This is a genomic window from Azospirillum sp. NS33 (assembly GCF_059703765.1).
On the sequence record NZ_BAAKJB010000054.1, the window covers coordinates 18898 to 32441 of the forward strand.

A 13544-nucleotide genomic window follows, 5' to 3' on the forward strand; every position below is an offset into this window, starting at 1 on the left:
ACCCTCAGACCCGGTGATAGGGATGTCCGGCGAGGATCTGCTGGGCGCGGTAGAGCTGCTCGGCCAGCATGCCGCGCACCAGCATGTGGGGCCAGGTCATCGGCCCGAAGGACAGGAGAAGGTCGGCGCGCTGGCGCACCGCGTCGCCATGGCCGTCGGCCCCGCCGATGAGGAAGGCCACGTCGCCCACCCCGCCGTCCCGCCAGCCTTCGAGGCGCCGCGCGAAGGCGGCGCTGTCCAGGGCCGCCCCGCGCTCGTCGAGGGCCACCACGGTGGCCCCCGCGGGGATGGCGGCGAGCAGAAGGTCGGCCTCCTGACGTTTCAGCGCGTCGGGGGGGAGGCGTTTCTTCACCTCCACCTCCTTCAGCGTCAGGGGCCAGCCCATGCGGCCGGCGTACTCGGCATAGAGGCCGCGCGTCGGGCCGTCCTTGGCCCGCCCGACCGCGGCGAGCCACAGGCGCATCTCAGCCCGCCTCCGTCCGGTCTCGGCGTGCCGGGATCAGGCGAGCAGGCGCTGCTGGGTGTCCACCGCCGGCGCCTCCAGGCCCCACATCTTCTCGATGTTGTAGAAGCTGCGGACCTCGGGGCGGAAGATGTGGACGATGACGTCACCGGCGTCGATCAGCACCCAGTCGCACTGCGGCACCCCCTCCACCTCGAGATGGCGGAGGCCCACCTCCTTCGCCTTCGCGCGCAGCCGGTCGGCCATGGCGGCGATGTGGCGGGCGTTGCGTCCCGACGCGACGATCATGTAGTCGGCGATGCTGGTCTTGCCGGCAAGATCGATGGTCACGATGTGCTCGGCCTGGTCGGCGTCCAAGGACTGCTCGATGAGCGCCTTGAGATCCCCGGGCTGGGGAAGTTCCTGAGGAACGGGCGCGGGCCGCACGGTCGTGGCGGCGATGTGCAAGTGCGTGTTGATGGTTCCCACCTCTGTCACTGGGGTTCCGATCCGCGGGCCCGTGCCCGCCGGATCGCCGTCGCAGAGGCCGGGTGCAGGGGGTTGCGCAAGAACGCCCATGCCGGTGCCGGCATGGCGGCGAGGTTGCCAACCCGCTGTTCGGACACCCGCTGACGGGCGTAACGCCGGGCGGCCATGCCCCCCAGCGCCCCCAGAGAATAGGTCGGACGGCTGAAGACCGCAATGGGGACGGTGGTGAACACAGACCTCCAATGCTGCCAGCGCGGGATCTGGCGCAGATTGTCGGCCCCCATCAGCCAGACGAAGCGGGTGCGGGGGAAGCGCCGGGTCAGGCGGGCCAGGGTGTCGGCGGTGTAGCGGGTGCCCAGCTCCGCCTCCAGCGCCGTCGGCACGATGCGCGGATGGCGGGCCACGGCGCGGGCCGACGCCAGGCGCTCGTCCAGCGACGCCATGCCGGCGACCGGCTTCAGCGGGTTCTGCGGGCTGACCAGCCACCACACCCGGTCGAGCCGCAGCCGCTTCAGGGCGTAGAGGCTGATGTGGCGGTGGCCGTCATGGGCCGGGTTGAACGAGCCGCCGAGCAGCCCCACCCGCAGCCCCGCGTAGAGCGGTCCGGAGCGCGGGTGGGGGCCGGCGGCCTTACGGGCGGGTCTGCCCATCGCCGCGGACGACGTACTTGTAGCTGGTGAGTTGCTCCGCCCCGACCGGGCCGCGGGCGTGGAACTTGTCGGTGGAAATGCCGATCTCGGCCCCCATGCCGAACTCCCCGCCGTCGGCGAACTGGGTCGAGGCGTTCCACAGCACGATGCCGCTGTCGACCCGCTGCAGGAAGCGCTCGGCCTCCGCCGCGTCCTCGGTGACGATGGCGTCGGTGTGGTGGGAGCCGTGGCGGTTGACGTGGTCGATGGCGGCGTCGACCCCGTCCACCACGCCGCAGGCGATGACGGCGTCCAGGTACTCGGTGTCCCAGTCCTCGGGGGCCACCGGGGTGACGCGGGGGTCGACGGCCTGGGCGGCGGCGTCGCCGCGCACCGCGCAGCCGGCGTCCAGCAGGTCCTTGACCAGGGCCGGCAGATGGCTGGCGGCCACCGCACGGTCGACCAGCAGGGTCTCGGCGGCGCCGCAGATGGAGGTGCGGCGCATCTTGGCGTTGAGCACCACGGCCCGGGCCTTCTCCAGCTCGGCGCCCGGCGCCACGTAGACGTGGCAGTTGCCGTCGAGGTGCTTGATGACGGGGATGCGGCTCTCGTCGGCGATGCGCTGGATCAGCGACTTGCCGCCGCGGGGCACGATCACGTCGATGTGCTCGCGCATGGTCAGCATGTGGCCCACCGCGGCGCGGTCGGTGGTGGGGACGAGCTGGATGCAGGCCTCGGGCAGGGCGGCGGCGCGCAGCCCCTCGGCCAGGCAGGCGGCGATGGCGCGCGCGGAGTGGAAGCTCTCCGAGCCGCCGCGCAGCACCGCGGCGTTGCCCGACTTCAGGCACAGGCCGCCGGCGTCGGCGGTGACGTTGGGCCGGCTCTCGTAGATGATGCCGATGACCCCCAGCGGCACCCGCACGCGCTGGATGCGCAGCCCGTTGGGCCGCGTCCATTCGGCGATCACCCCGCCGATGGGGTCGGGCAGGGCGGCGATCTCCTCCAGCCCCGTGGCCATCGCCGCGATGCGGGCGGGGGTCAGGGTCAGGCGCTCCACCAGGGGCTCGGCCAGGCCGCGGCCGCGGGCGGCGGCGACGTCGCGGTCGTTGGCCTCCTGGATGGTGGCGGCGCCGGCGCGGATGGCCGCGGCGGCGGCCTCCAGGGCCGCCACCTTCGCCGGCGCCGGCGCGTTGGCGAGCACCGCGGCGGCGGCGCGCGCGTTGCGGCCGATGGCCTGCATCTGGTCGGCGAGGGGATCGGCGGTATCCTGAAGGGCAGACACGGGGGACGGTTCCTTGTTCCGGTCGGCCGCGCGGGGCGGCAAGGGCAGGGACTGTAGCCGATCGCCGGCGCCGCGCAAAGCGTGCGGGGGGCCGGCGATCGGCGCCCGGGACTCCCGCCGGGGCGTGGGTCGTGCTAGAACATAGCACGAACACGCTGCCGCCCGGAGACGCCCCATGCCCTCGCCCCCCACCCCGCGTCCCCCGCCCGCCGCGGCCCGCACCGCCGCGGTGACCGAGCTGCGCGGCCGCATCCGCCGGCTGGAGGGGCTCGGCGGGGTGGGGGAGGGGCGGGCGCTGCCGCTGGGGGTGGCGGCGCTGGACGCCGCACTGCCCGACGGCGGCCTGCCGCTGGGCTGCCTGCACGAGGTGGCCGCCGCCGACCCCGGCGCCGGCACCGCCTTCGCGGCGGCCCTGCTGGCCCGCCTGCTGGCCACCCGCACGCACGCCCCCGTGGTGTGGATCGTGCGCGGGCGCGACCTCCACGCGCCGGGGCTCGCCGGGTACGGGCTGGGGCCGGACCGGCTGATCGCCGTGCGGGCGCGGCGCGACGCCGAGGCCCTGTGGGCGATGGAGGAGGCGCTGCGCTGCCATGCCCTGGCCGCCGTGCTGGGCGAGCTGGGGACGGCGGACCTGACCGCCAGCCGCCGCCTGCAGCTGGCGGCCGAGGCCGGCGGGGTGACCGGCCTGCTGCTGCCGCGGGACGCCCGGCCGGCGGCCGCCAGCGCCGCCGTCACGCGCTGGCGCGTCACCGCCGCCCCCAGCGGCCGCACCGCCCTCGGCACCGGGGACGACGCGCTGGCGGCGCCCGAGCCCGGGGTCGGGGCGCCGCGCTGGCGGGCGGAGCTGCTGCGCTGCCGCGGCGGCCGGCCGGGCGCCTGGCTGCTGGAGTGGCGCGACGGCGGGTTGGCGGCGGTCGCGGAGGAGGTGGGCGTCCCGGCGACGCGCCCCGCGGGCGGCGAACCGGGGGGCCGGGTGGCGCGGCGCGCCTGATCCGTATCCCTCGGGACAATCGGAGGTAAGCCGGCCGGTCGATGTCCGCATTTTTTCGCACCACCTCCCTTGGCGCGGGCCCACCCGGTCGGCTATCCTCCGGCCCGTCCGGACCGTCCGCCCCGAGGGAGTGCTTCATGCGCCGTATGCTGACCGCGTTGCTCGTCGTCCTGCTCGCCTGCGGGCCGGCCGCCGTGTACGCCCAGACCGTGACCGAGCCCGTGCCCGCCGCTCCGGCGGCTCCGGCGGCGCCCGCCCCGGCCGAGCCGCCGGCTCTGGAATCCGTGGTGCCCGAGGCGCTGGACCCCGCCGCCGAGGCCGCCCCGCCCGCCGCCGCGACCGCTCCCGCCGCCGCCTCCATCGCGGCGGGGAACTATTACCCCATCGTGATCGGGCTGGGCGCCCTGGCCGGGGTGGTCGGCTTCAACCTCGTCGCGCTGGGCCTCGGCGCCCTGCCCGGCGGGGCCGCCTACGCCGGCGGCATGATGGTCCCGGCCGAGATGTCGGTGGCCATGAGCCGGGTCTACGCCGTCGGCAGCGCCGTCGCCGGCGCCTGGATCGCCAACCACCTCTACAGCGCCGAGTGAGGATGCCCACCATGCGCAGGACGCTCGCCGCCGCCCTCGCCACCTCCCTGGCCCTCGCCCCTGTGGCCGCGCATGCCCAGGAGGCGGCCCCGCTCGCGGCCGTCCCGGACGCCGCGCCCTCCCTCCCGGACGCCGGCCCGGCCCTTCCGGACGCCGCCGCCGGGGGCTGGCCGATCGACCGCCAGCTGCTGACCGTGGGCGCCGGCGCCATCGTCGGCATCGTCGCCTTCAACGTGCTGACCGGGGGCCTGGGCACGGTCCCCCTGGCCGGCGGGGCGCTCGCCGCCGTGCCCTACGACGTGGCGCTGGGCAGCCGCATCGTCGCCACCCTGTCGGGCGGCGCCGGCGCGCTGGCCGCCACCTACGCGTACGACCAGTGGACCGGGCACGAGACCGACTACGCCTACTGGATGGCGCTGGGCGCCGGCGCCCTCGGTGGCGTGGTCGCCGGCAACGTGCTGACAGGGGGGATGGTGGGCCGGCTGCCCTACTACGTCGGCGCCGGCGTGGATTCGGTGGGCGTGCCCATGGCCTCGGCGGCCTCCCAGGCCTTCAGCCGGGTCGCCGTCATCGCGTCGGGCGTGATGGGCGCCTGGGCCGCGGACTGGCTCTACAACGCCCAGGAATAGAAACGCCCGGAACGGGGGACGGCCGGATACAGACAGGGCCGACCGCGCCGACCCCGACCCCGACCGCGCCGACCCCGACCGCGCGCCGATGGGAAGGCGCGTGCCGGGACGCCGGCCGGGCGGGGCGCGCGTGTCAGTAACGCGACGCCCAGTCCGGCACACTGCTGCGGGTGTCGTCCACGTCCGGCGGCTCGCGCCACACGGGATCCTCCACGTGGAGCGGCAGTTGCCGGGCGATCTCTGCCGAGCGCTCGGCGCGCCGCCGCTCCATCTCGCGGTCAGCGACCCAGGGGCAGGGCATCATGGCAGGCCTCCATAAGCGGGGAACGGGGGGACGTGGCGGGACGCCGGGTGGATGCGGCGGGTGGATGAGGCGGCGGTGTCGACGCCACCCCTTCTTCCGACCTGTGCACCCGACCATGATATTGCAAGTTCCGGACCTCAACTTGACACAGGTCACGCGACGCCGCGGTTCCAATCCGCGGCGTTCCGCACCATAGTGCCTCCGACCCGCGCCCTGCCGAGAGCACCATGCCAATCCCCGCGCCGACCTCTGCGCCGACCTCTGCCGAATCCTGTGCCATCTGCCTAAAACCGCGGCACCTGTGCGTGTGCGAGGCCATCGACCCCGTCGACAACCGGATCGGCGTGATCATCCTCGAGCACCCGCAGGAGAAGCGGGAGGTGCTGGGCACGGCGCAGATCACCCGGCTCCAGCTCAAGAACGCGGTGGTCAAGGTGGGCCTGTCCTGGCCCGGGCTGAAGCGCATCCTCGGCCGCGACGCCGACCCCCGGCGCTGGGGCGTGCTCTACCTCGGCGCGGCCAAGCAGGCCGGGACGGAGCGGCGCGAGGAGATCGCCGTCGTCGACAAGTCCGGCAAGCCGCTGCCCGACAGCGCCATGCTGCTGGCCGACCTCGAAGGGATCATCCTGCTGGACGGGACCTGGAGCCAGGCCAAGACCCTGTGGTGGCGCAACCCCTGGCTGCTGAAATGCCGGCGCCTGGTGCTGAACCCGCAGGTCCGCTCGCTCTACGGCCAGGCGCGGCGCGAACCGCGGCGCGAGAGCGTGTCGACCCTGGAGGCGGCGGCCTTCACGCTGTCCCGCCTGGAGGGCGAGCCGGCGCTGTTCGAGCGCATGGTCAAGCCGTTCGCCCTGCTGCTGGCGAAGACGCGGGCGTCGCGCCCGCGGCCGCCCGGCCGGCCGGCGGCCCCGGACGCCGACCCGGCCCCGCCGGACTCAGCCTCCTCCTGACGCCCGGGCGGCCCAGGCCACCAGCAGCGCGTCGCGCGAGGTCAGGCCGGGTTCGGGCAGGGCGTGGTTGACCACCGCCTTGGCCGCTCCGCCGGTCAGCTCGGGCAGGCGGTTCTCCCACATCGCCTGGTGGAGGGCCGGCAGGGTCTCCCAGGCGCCGAGGTGGACCGGCGGCACCCGGACCGCCCCGGCCGCGATGATCCGGTTCAAGGCGACGATCTCCGCGGCGTTGCACAGGTGGGTGCCGATGATGGCGGCCGTCGGCATCAGGATGCGGCGCTGGCGCATCCACACCTGGGGGGCGTAGAAGCTGTAGCGCCGGCCCCGCCCGTCGTCTCCGGCCATATCGCCGCAATAGACCACCCGCCCGGTGTGCGGCGCCACCAGCATGGTCGACACCGCCAGGGTGTCGCGCCGCGCCCGCTCCACCACCAGGTCGGGCATGCCCCGGGGGTTGTCGGCGGCGCGCAGCACGCGGCCCACCGCCTGGCCCAGCGGCTTGAAGGTGTCCTCGGTGAAGCGGCGCACCGCCTCCTTGAAGGCCGCCGTCGCGGCCTGCGGGTCGGGCAGGTCCGGCATGGTGTCGGGCCAGCGGAAATGCGGCACCCGCCGGGCGATCTCGGCCAGCGACACCGCGCCGGCCAGGGCTTCGCCGTAGCCCAGCGACAGCACGAAGTCGCGCTCGGCGTCGCTGTCGGTGACGACGCACAGCCGGGCCCCGGCGGCGCGCGCCGCCTCGATCGCCGCCAGGGCCACGTCGTCGCGCAGGCCCACCGCCCCGGCGCCGTAGAACACCAGCGCCGACTCCCCCGGGGCGAGCCGCGCCCGGCGCAGCATCGCCGCCGGCTCCGCCGCGCCGGGCTTGCCCAGGAACGTCATGTGGTAGCCCGACGAGGCGCCGAAGAAGGTCAGGCTGCCGCCCTCGGCCAGCGCCTGGAAGGAGCGGGGGAAGCTGGTCTCGCCGGCGTGGCTGACGGCGTGGTCGACCAGGGCGCCGCCGTTGGCCGCGCGCACCGCGGCGAGGAAGGGCGCGCCGGCCGCCGCCCAGGCGGCCCAGCCCTGGGGATCGGCGGGCACCCGGGTGAAGGCCGCGGCGACGGCGCTGCGGTCGACCGACCCGGCGCCGCGCCGGTGCAGCGCCGCGGCGCGGGCCGGCGAGGACACCATGCCGGTGACGGACAGGCGCCGCGCCAGCGCCAGCTCCACCGTCCAGGCGCCGGTGCCGCCGGCCGCCCCCTCCACCAGCAGCCGCGCCCCCGGCTGGGCGTCGAGGGCGGTGACCAGGGCGCGGTAGGCGGTGCCGGCGGCCAGCATGTAGCTGCCCGCCTGCTCCAGGGCCAGGCCCGGCGGGGGTGGGAAGAGCTGCGGCCCGTCGGCCAGCATGAACTGCTGGTGGCTGCCGTCGGGCGACTGGTAGCCCTGGATGTGGAAGGCGGTGGCCATGGGGTCGCGGCCCGCCGCCGGGTCCATCAGGTCCGAGACGCCGGAGTAGACGGCGACGACGTCGCCCACCTGCACCCGGCCCTCCGCCTGCAGCGCCGCGCCGAGGCGCACCACCAGGGCGACGCCGCCGGAGCCGGTGACGTGCACGTCCTCGTCGTGCTCGTCGAACAGCGAGACGGGGATGCCGGTGATCGCCCAGATGTCGTTGTAGTTGACCTCCGACGCCAGCACGTACAGCAGCGCCTGGGTCGGCCCGGGCTCGGGCACGGGGATGGTGACCGTCACCTCCGCGGTGGCGGGGGCGCCGTGGGCCGCCGCGCCGGTGTCCGGGTCGCGCACCACCGCCTGGGCGACCTGCCAGCGCGGCAGCGGGGTGGCGCCGGGGACGAACGGGCTGCCCATCGGCAGCCCCTCGCCGCCGGTGCGCGGGCGGGCGGGCAGGGGCGGGGACCGCTTCTCCAGGAACAGCGCGATGCCCTTGCGCGCCCCGGCCTCGGCGTCCAGGAGGAAGCGGGCGAAGGCGTCGATCTCCGCCGCGCAGCCCGCGTCGAAGCCGTCGCGCAGGCCGGTCTCCACCAGCCGGACGATGGTCTGCGCGACCGGCCCGCGGCCGACCGCGCCGGCCTGGCGCAGCAGGCGCGCCACCCCCTCCGCGGCCGGGGCGGCCACCCCCTCCGCGGCCGGGGCGGGGGTGGCGGGGACCGGCGCGGGGCCGGGCGACAGCGCCCATTCCCGCGCCATCGCCTTGGCCAGGGTCAGCGCGTCGTCGGCGCCGCGGGCCAGCCGGTCGACCAGGCCGATGGCCAGCGCCGTCTCGCCGTCGACGCTGCGCCCCGACAGCAGGATCTCCAGCGCCCGCGCCATCCCGTGCTCCGGGTCGTGGCGGAGCAGCAGGCGTGGCAGGCGCTGGGTGCCGCCGTAGCCGGGCGGCAGGAACAGGTTGATCTCCGGCTGGCCGAGGCGGGCGCGCGGGTCGGCGACGCGGACATGGCAGGCCAGCGCCAGCTCGCAGCCGCCGCCCAGCGCCACGCCCCGGATGGCGGCGATCACCGGCTTGTCGAGCGTCTCCAGCGCCCGGAACACGGCGTGGGCCTTGGCCGGCAGCGCGCGCGCCTGGTCCGCGTCGTGGACGTCCTCGAGAAGCTGGCGGACGTCCGCCCCGGCGACGAAGCTGCGTCCGCCGGCGCCGGTGATCACCACCGCCCGCACGTCGGCGCGGCGCGCCAGGTGGTGGACCAGCGTGCCCAGCTCGTCCAGCAGGCGGTCGGAGAGCGCGTTGACCGGCGGGTTGGCGATGGTCACGGTGGCCATCCGCACGCCGTCGGCCAGGGTGTCGTACTGGACGGTGAGGAAGCGCTGGTGCTCCAGCAGCCGCTGCTCCTCGGCGCGGCGCTGGCCGCGCGTCCACGCCGCCACCGTGGCGGCCAGCGCCGGCAGGCAGTCGGGGTTGCGCAGGGTGGAGGTGTCGCCCAGCGGCTCGCCGGTCATCAGCGCCGTGAGGATGCGGCGCATGTACTTGCCCGAGCGGGTCTCCGGGAAGGCCGGCACGGCGAGGATGTCGGAGGGGACGGCGACGGCCCCCTTCTCCTGGCGCACCAGGTCCTTGAGGCGGCGCTCGTCGTCGCCGGTCAGGGCACGGCCGCCGGCCGGCAGCACGAAGGCGACCGGGGTCAGGCCCTTCTCGCGGTGCGGCGCCCCCACCACGATGACGTTGCCGACCGGGCTGTCCGGGTTCACCTGCTTGTCCCGCAGGATGGCGCCCTCGATCTCCTCGGTCCCCATGCGGTGGCCCGACACGTTGATGACGTCGTCGGAGCGGCCATGCAGGCTGAACGCGCCGTCGGCATGGCGGCGTGCGACGTCGCCCTGCAGGTAGACCCACGCGGGCCGCCCGGCGGCGTCGCGGAAGCGGCCGAAATAGGTGCGGGTGAAACGCTCCACGTCGCCCTTCCAGCCGGGGCGGCCGACCGCCGCCGCGTCGCCCCAGAGGGTGCGGGCGAGGTAGGGGTAGGGGGCGGTGATGACGATCTCCCCCTTCTCGTCCGGCGCGGCCGGGCGGTGACGCACCCGGCCGGCCGTGTCGGGTTCGCCCTCGGCCACCCACACGTCGCCCATCACCCAGGGCAGCGGATAGGTGCGGGCGTCGGCGCGCAGGCGCAGGTCGGGGTTGCCGTAGGGGTGGGTCCAGACGATTCCGCCATGTTCGGTCGCCCAGTAGGAGTTGATGTACTGGGGCGTCACCACCGCCATGCCGAAGGCCTGGACGGCGGGGCTGGTGGGCTCGGCGCAGAAGGTGGCGACGCGCAGCGAGGACCGGTCGTGGCGCTCCACGTCGGCGCGGTTCTCCGGGTGCGCCATCACCGTCTTCAGGAAGGTGACGCCGGCCTTGAAGATGGTGACCTTGTGCCGCTCGATGATCGACGCGAAGCGCCCGGCGTCGGGAAACACCGGCGCCCCCTCGGCGACGATACCGGGGATGCGCGCGGCCAGCGACGCGGTGATCAGATAGCTCTGGCCGGTGATCCAGCCGGGGTCGGCGACCACGTAGAGGACGTCGCGCCCGGGCTGGGCGTCGAAGGCCACCGCCATGGTGTGGGCGACGCCGGCGACGTAGCCGCCGTGCACGTGCACCACCCCCTTGGGCTTGCCGGTGGAGCCCGAGGTGTAGATCACGAACAGCGGGAACTCCGCGTCCACCGGCCGGCACGGCACGGCCCGCCACAGGGCGGCGCAGAGCGCCCGGTCGTCGAGGGCGCGCAGCGCGTCGAGGCCGTCCACCCTGGCGGCGGCGCACACCGCCCCGGCGGCGGCGTCCAGCAGGTCGTGGGCCCACACGTCGCGCCCCTCGGTCCAGGCGATCTCGGCCAGGCCGGCGTGGCGCACGACCACCACCCGCTCCACCCGCGGCGGCGCGGCGGCCAGCGCCTCGGCGAGGCCGGCGCGAAGGCCGGCGAGGTCGCGGCCGGCGCCGCCACCGCCGGTGCGGGCGTCGCCGGCACGGGCGTCGCCGGCACGGGCGTCGCCGGCACGGGCGTCGAGGGCGCGGCCGAGGGCGCGCATGACGTCGGCCGGGGCCACCGTGATCTCGTCGGCCAGGGCCGCGGCCACCGCCGCCGTCAGCGCCTCGGCGTCCGGTTCGCCGCGCTGGCGCAGTGCGGCGGCGACGATGGCCAGCGCGGTCGGCCGGGCGAGGAAGCGGTCGAGCGCGGGATCGGTGTAGGCCTCCTTGAACGGCACGGTCTCGGCGTTGCGCGACGCCCCGTCGGCGGTGATCACCACCCGGGCGCCGGCGTTCTCGATGCGGTCCGACAGGGTCTTGTCGGAGAAGCCGCCGAACACCGGGGTGTAGATCACCCCCAGGCGCTTGGCCGCCTCGGTCCAGACGATCTGGTCGAGGATGTTGGGCATGTTCAAGGCGATGCGGTCGCCGGGCCGGAGGCCGAGGTCGTGCAGCGCCCGGGCCGCGAGCACCGACCGCAACAGCAGGTCGCGCCGGGTCAGCGCGGCGTGGTGCACCGGCCCGCCGCGCCCGCCGTTGGCGGCGGCGTCCCAGCGGTCGCCCTCGTACCAGCAGGCGACCTCGGCGCCATGGCCGGCCAGCACGTGACGGTCGACCTCGTTGAAGGCGGCGTTGGTCCGCCCGCCCGAGAACCAGCGGTAGAAGGGCGCGTCCGTGTCGTCGAACGCCCGGTCCCACGGGCACCAGCCGGTGCGCTCCGCCGGCGCGCCGGTGGTGGCATCCCATCCCCGCCACACCCCGTCGCCGTCCCGCATCAGCCAGGCCGCGCCGTCGAACCAGTGGATGGTGGCGGCGGCGATGGCGCCGTGGAAGGCGCCGGGGTCGGCGGCGCAGGCGTCGCGCTGGCGCTGCCAGTCCGCGCCGGTGCGGATCGGGTTGACGCTGATGTCGTGCGGCAATGGCGGCTCGGTCACGCCGGTGGCGGCGCGGTCGGTCATTCGGTCCTCCCTTTGCGGCGTCTGCCCGCTCGACTTTGGCCGGCGGTCCCCGGTTGACGGGGGGCGGCGCCGGCCCGGCCAGTATAGCGCGCGGCCGCCGGGAGGCCGGGACATTTGGATTTGCGGATAACACTTCCGTAACGCCTGCGTGGAAAACTGCCGCCGGAAACCCGGGCCGGTGCGGTCCATCGCCAGAGACGGGAGGTCTTCGATGTCGCTTTCGACGGAGTCCATCAGCAACTGGATGCAGCTGTTCCGCTGGATCGTGAAGCTGATGCGCGACGATTTCGGGGTGGACGAGACGATCCTGACACGGACGGCGGTGCTGGAGGAGGTCGGGCTCACCGACGAGCAGCTCGACCGGCTGCTGGAGACGATCGCCGAGGAGTTCGCGGTGCGGTTCCCGGACGACACGTTGGACGAGGTCGTCCACCTCGAGGACCTGTGCATGCTGGTGGGCTGGATGAAGGGCGTCTACAAGAAGCCCGATTTCGTCACCGACGCCTTCGAGGCGCGCTGCCGCACCACCACGCCGATCCCCGCCTGACGGGGGGCGCGGCCTGGACACGGGCCGCCGCCGGCGCCATTGTTCCGGGCCCAGCCGGGACCCCCGGTCCCGCCCCGCCCGGTCACCCCACGATGCCCCTTCACCTGATCAAGCTCGCCGTCGGCGTCGACGACCCCGACCACCTCGCCGCGCTCCAGGCCCGCCGGGTCGAGAGCCAAGGCGGCCGCTCCGTCGTGCCCCTGACCACCCGCCAGTACCCGCGCCGCGCCGCGGAGATCGTCGACGGCGGGTCGCTCTACTGGGTGGTGCGCGGCAGTGTCCTGGTGCGCCAGTGCGTGCTCGCCATCGACACCGCCCGCGACGCCGACGGCAAGGGCTTCTGCCGGCTCCTGCTGGAGCCGCGGCGGGTCGCCACCATCCCCACCGCCCACCGCCCGTTCCAGGGCTGGCGCTACCTGGATCCGGCCCGGGCGCCGGCCGATCTCGGCGAAGGCGGCGGCGACCTGCCGCCCCACCTCGCCGCCGAGCTGCGCGAATTGGGGTTGCTGTAGGAACCCTCGCCGCCGCCAGCGGTTCTCCCGCCTCGTACGTACCGGGTCACCGACCGGGACACCGCGCAGGAGGCATTTCCATGACACCATCGGCCACCGACCACGACGCCGCCGCCACCCTCTGGCACCGCATCAAGGACCTGCGGATGGCCATGATGACCACCCGCCATGGCGACGGAACCCTGCGGTCGCGCCCGATGGCGACCCTGACCCACGCCGGGTTCGACGACGCCGTCCTGTGGTTCTTCACCCGTGCCGAATCCGGCAAGGCCGACGAGATCGCCGAGGACGCCGCGGTCAATCTGGCCTACGCCGATCCTGACCACCAGACCTACGTCTCCGTGTCCGGGGCGGCGCGTCTGGTGCGCGACCGCGACCGCATCGCCCAGCTGTGGCGCGAGCCCCTGGCGGCATGGTTCCCTGCCGGCAGGGACGATCCGGACATCGCCCTCATCCAGGTGGCGGTCACCGGAGCGGAGTGTTGGGACGCGCCGTCGTCTGCCATGGTCCACGCCTACGGCTACGTGAAGGCGAAGCTGACGGGCCGGCCGCCGCAGCCCGGGGAGCACGACAGCCTGCGCATCCGCTGACGGCCGGCCGGTCCGGCGGACCACCGGCGGACCGCCGCCCGGCGGTCGGAAGAGCGGCGGAAAAAAGATCGGCGGCGGGCGAAAAAACCGCTTGCGTGGTTGGCGTGGGGGGACCTATAAACCGCTCCACCGACGCGGTGGCCGGTTGGCCGGCGGGTCGGGACGGGGTGAGAGCCCCACGGGGTACGGACG

At 75.1% G+C, this 13544-nt stretch carries 13 protein-coding genes; 7 read left to right on the forward strand and 6 right to left on the reverse strand.

Features of this window, described 5'->3' with window-relative positions:
- Positions 1–4: 4 nt before the first annotated feature.
- Genes rlmH through AC6H2I_RS29015 form a run of 4 tightly spaced genes read right to left on the reverse strand, consistent with a single transcriptional unit; the run spans position 5 to position 2842 of the window.
- On the reverse strand, positions 5–463 hold the full coding sequence (rlmH, locus tag AC6H2I_RS29000; protein WP_497504268.1) for a 23S rRNA (pseudouridine(1915)-N(3))-methyltransferase RlmH: 459 nt from the start codon (positions 461–463) through the stop codon (positions 5–7).
- Between the two features lie 36 nt (positions 464–499).
- A complete protein-coding gene (gene rsfS / locus AC6H2I_RS29005) occupies positions 500–940 on the reverse strand; it encodes a ribosome silencing factor (protein WP_497504269.1) in 441 nt (146 codons plus the stop codon).
- Positions 937–1581: a nicotinate-nucleotide adenylyltransferase gene (locus tag AC6H2I_RS29010; RefSeq protein ID WP_497504270.1), complete on the reverse strand. Its 645-nt coding sequence runs from the start codon at positions 1579–1581 to the stop codon at positions 937–939. The genes rsfS and AC6H2I_RS29010 overlap by 4 nt, the downstream gene beginning before the upstream one ends.
- Complete coding sequence (locus tag AC6H2I_RS29015) at positions 1562–2842, reverse strand: glutamate-5-semialdehyde dehydrogenase (RefSeq protein WP_497504271.1); 1281 nt, start codon at positions 2840–2842, stop codon at positions 1562–1564. The genes AC6H2I_RS29010 and AC6H2I_RS29015 overlap by 20 nt, the downstream gene beginning before the upstream one ends.
- Before the next feature lie 175 nt (positions 2843–3017).
- Here AC6H2I_RS29015 and AC6H2I_RS29020 point away from each other — a divergent pair, with 175 nt between their 5' ends.
- The 3 genes from AC6H2I_RS29020 (at position 3018) to AC6H2I_RS29030 (ending at position 5049) form a co-directional block, all read left to right on the forward strand.
- Entirely contained in the window at positions 3018–3833 is an 816-nt protein-coding gene (locus tag AC6H2I_RS29020) for an ImuA family protein (RefSeq protein ID WP_497504272.1), read from the forward strand.
- A gap of 137 nt (positions 3834–3970) precedes the next feature.
- The gene (locus AC6H2I_RS29025; protein ID WP_497504273.1) at positions 3971–4420 is read left to right on the forward strand and encodes a hypothetical protein; all 450 of its coding nucleotides are present in this window, start codon (positions 3971–3973) and stop codon (positions 4418–4420) included.
- A gap of 11 nt (positions 4421–4431) precedes the next feature.
- Positions 4432–5049, forward strand: a complete 618-nt coding sequence (locus tag AC6H2I_RS29030; protein WP_497504274.1) for a hypothetical protein — start codon at positions 4432–4434, stop codon at positions 5047–5049.
- A gap of 133 nt (positions 5050–5182) precedes the next feature.
- Here AC6H2I_RS29030 and AC6H2I_RS29035 read toward each other — a convergent pair whose 3' ends face one another.
- Positions 5183–5353, reverse strand: a complete 171-nt coding sequence (locus AC6H2I_RS29035; RefSeq protein ID WP_497504275.1) for a hypothetical protein — start codon at positions 5351–5353, stop codon at positions 5183–5185.
- Between the two features lie 227 nt (positions 5354–5580).
- Here AC6H2I_RS29035 and AC6H2I_RS29040 point away from each other — a divergent pair, with 227 nt between their 5' ends.
- Positions 5581–6303: a tRNA-uridine aminocarboxypropyltransferase gene (locus AC6H2I_RS29040; RefSeq protein ID WP_497504276.1), complete on the forward strand. Its 723-nt coding sequence runs from the start codon at positions 5581–5583 to the stop codon at positions 6301–6303.
- Here the strand turns inward: AC6H2I_RS29040 and AC6H2I_RS29045 are convergent.
- A complete protein-coding gene (locus tag AC6H2I_RS29045) occupies positions 6289–11703 on the reverse strand; it encodes an AMP-binding protein (RefSeq protein ID WP_497504277.1) in 5415 nt (1804 codons plus the stop codon). The two genes, AC6H2I_RS29040 and AC6H2I_RS29045, sit on opposite strands and share 15 nt — an antisense overlap.
- 211 nt (positions 11704–11914) lie before the next feature.
- Here AC6H2I_RS29045 and AC6H2I_RS29050 point away from each other — a divergent pair, with 211 nt between their 5' ends.
- The 3 genes from AC6H2I_RS29050 to AC6H2I_RS29060 all read left to right on the forward strand — a co-directional run bounded on the left by AC6H2I_RS29050 (position 11915) and on the right by AC6H2I_RS29060 (position 13352).
- On the forward strand, positions 11915–12250 hold the full coding sequence (locus AC6H2I_RS29050; RefSeq protein WP_497504278.1) for an acyl carrier protein: 336 nt from the start codon (positions 11915–11917) through the stop codon (positions 12248–12250).
- A gap of 92 nt (positions 12251–12342) precedes the next feature.
- Complete coding sequence (locus AC6H2I_RS29055; RefSeq protein WP_497504279.1) at positions 12343–12762, forward strand: DUF1489 family protein; 420 nt, start codon at positions 12343–12345, stop codon at positions 12760–12762.
- 80 nt (positions 12763–12842) lie between these two features.
- Complete coding sequence (locus AC6H2I_RS29060; protein WP_497504280.1) at positions 12843–13352, forward strand: pyridoxamine 5'-phosphate oxidase family protein; 510 nt, start codon at positions 12843–12845, stop codon at positions 13350–13352.
- Positions 13353–13544 lie beyond the last annotated feature (192 nt).

Excerpts from the sequence above, each read along its gene's own strand:
- rlmH (WP_497504268.1), bottom strand. The coding sequence starts at position 463 with ATGCGCCTGTGGCTCGCCGCGGTCGGGCGGGCCAAGGACGGCCCGACG.
- AC6H2I_RS29010 (WP_497504270.1), bottom strand. The coding sequence starts at position 1,581 with ATGGGCAGACCCGCCCGTAAGGCCGCCGGCCCCCACCCGCGCTCCGGA.
- AC6H2I_RS29020 (WP_497504272.1), top strand. The coding sequence starts at position 3,018 with ATGCCCTCGCCCCCCACCCCGCGTCCCCCGCCCGCCGCGGCCCGCACC.
- AC6H2I_RS29025 (WP_497504273.1), top strand. The coding sequence starts at position 3,971 with ATGCGCCGTATGCTGACCGCGTTGCTCGTCGTCCTGCTCGCCTGCGGG.
- AC6H2I_RS29030 (WP_497504274.1), top strand. The coding sequence starts at position 4,432 with ATGCGCAGGACGCTCGCCGCCGCCCTCGCCACCTCCCTGGCCCTCGCC.
- AC6H2I_RS29035 (WP_497504275.1), bottom strand. The coding sequence starts at position 5,353 with ATGATGCCCTGCCCCTGGGTCGCTGACCGCGAGATGGAGCGGCGGCGC.
- AC6H2I_RS29040 (WP_497504276.1), top strand. The coding sequence starts at position 5,581 with ATGCCAATCCCCGCGCCGACCTCTGCGCCGACCTCTGCCGAATCCTGT.
- AC6H2I_RS29045 (WP_497504277.1), bottom strand. The coding sequence starts at position 11,703 with ATGACCGACCGCGCCGCCACCGGCGTGACCGAGCCGCCATTGCCGCAC.
- AC6H2I_RS29050 (WP_497504278.1), top strand. The coding sequence starts at position 11,915 with ATGTCGCTTTCGACGGAGTCCATCAGCAACTGGATGCAGCTGTTCCGC.
- AC6H2I_RS29055 (WP_497504279.1), top strand. The coding sequence starts at position 12,343 with ATGCCCCTTCACCTGATCAAGCTCGCCGTCGGCGTCGACGACCCCGAC.
- AC6H2I_RS29060 (WP_497504280.1), top strand. The coding sequence starts at position 12,843 with ATGACACCATCGGCCACCGACCACGACGCCGCCGCCACCCTCTGGCAC.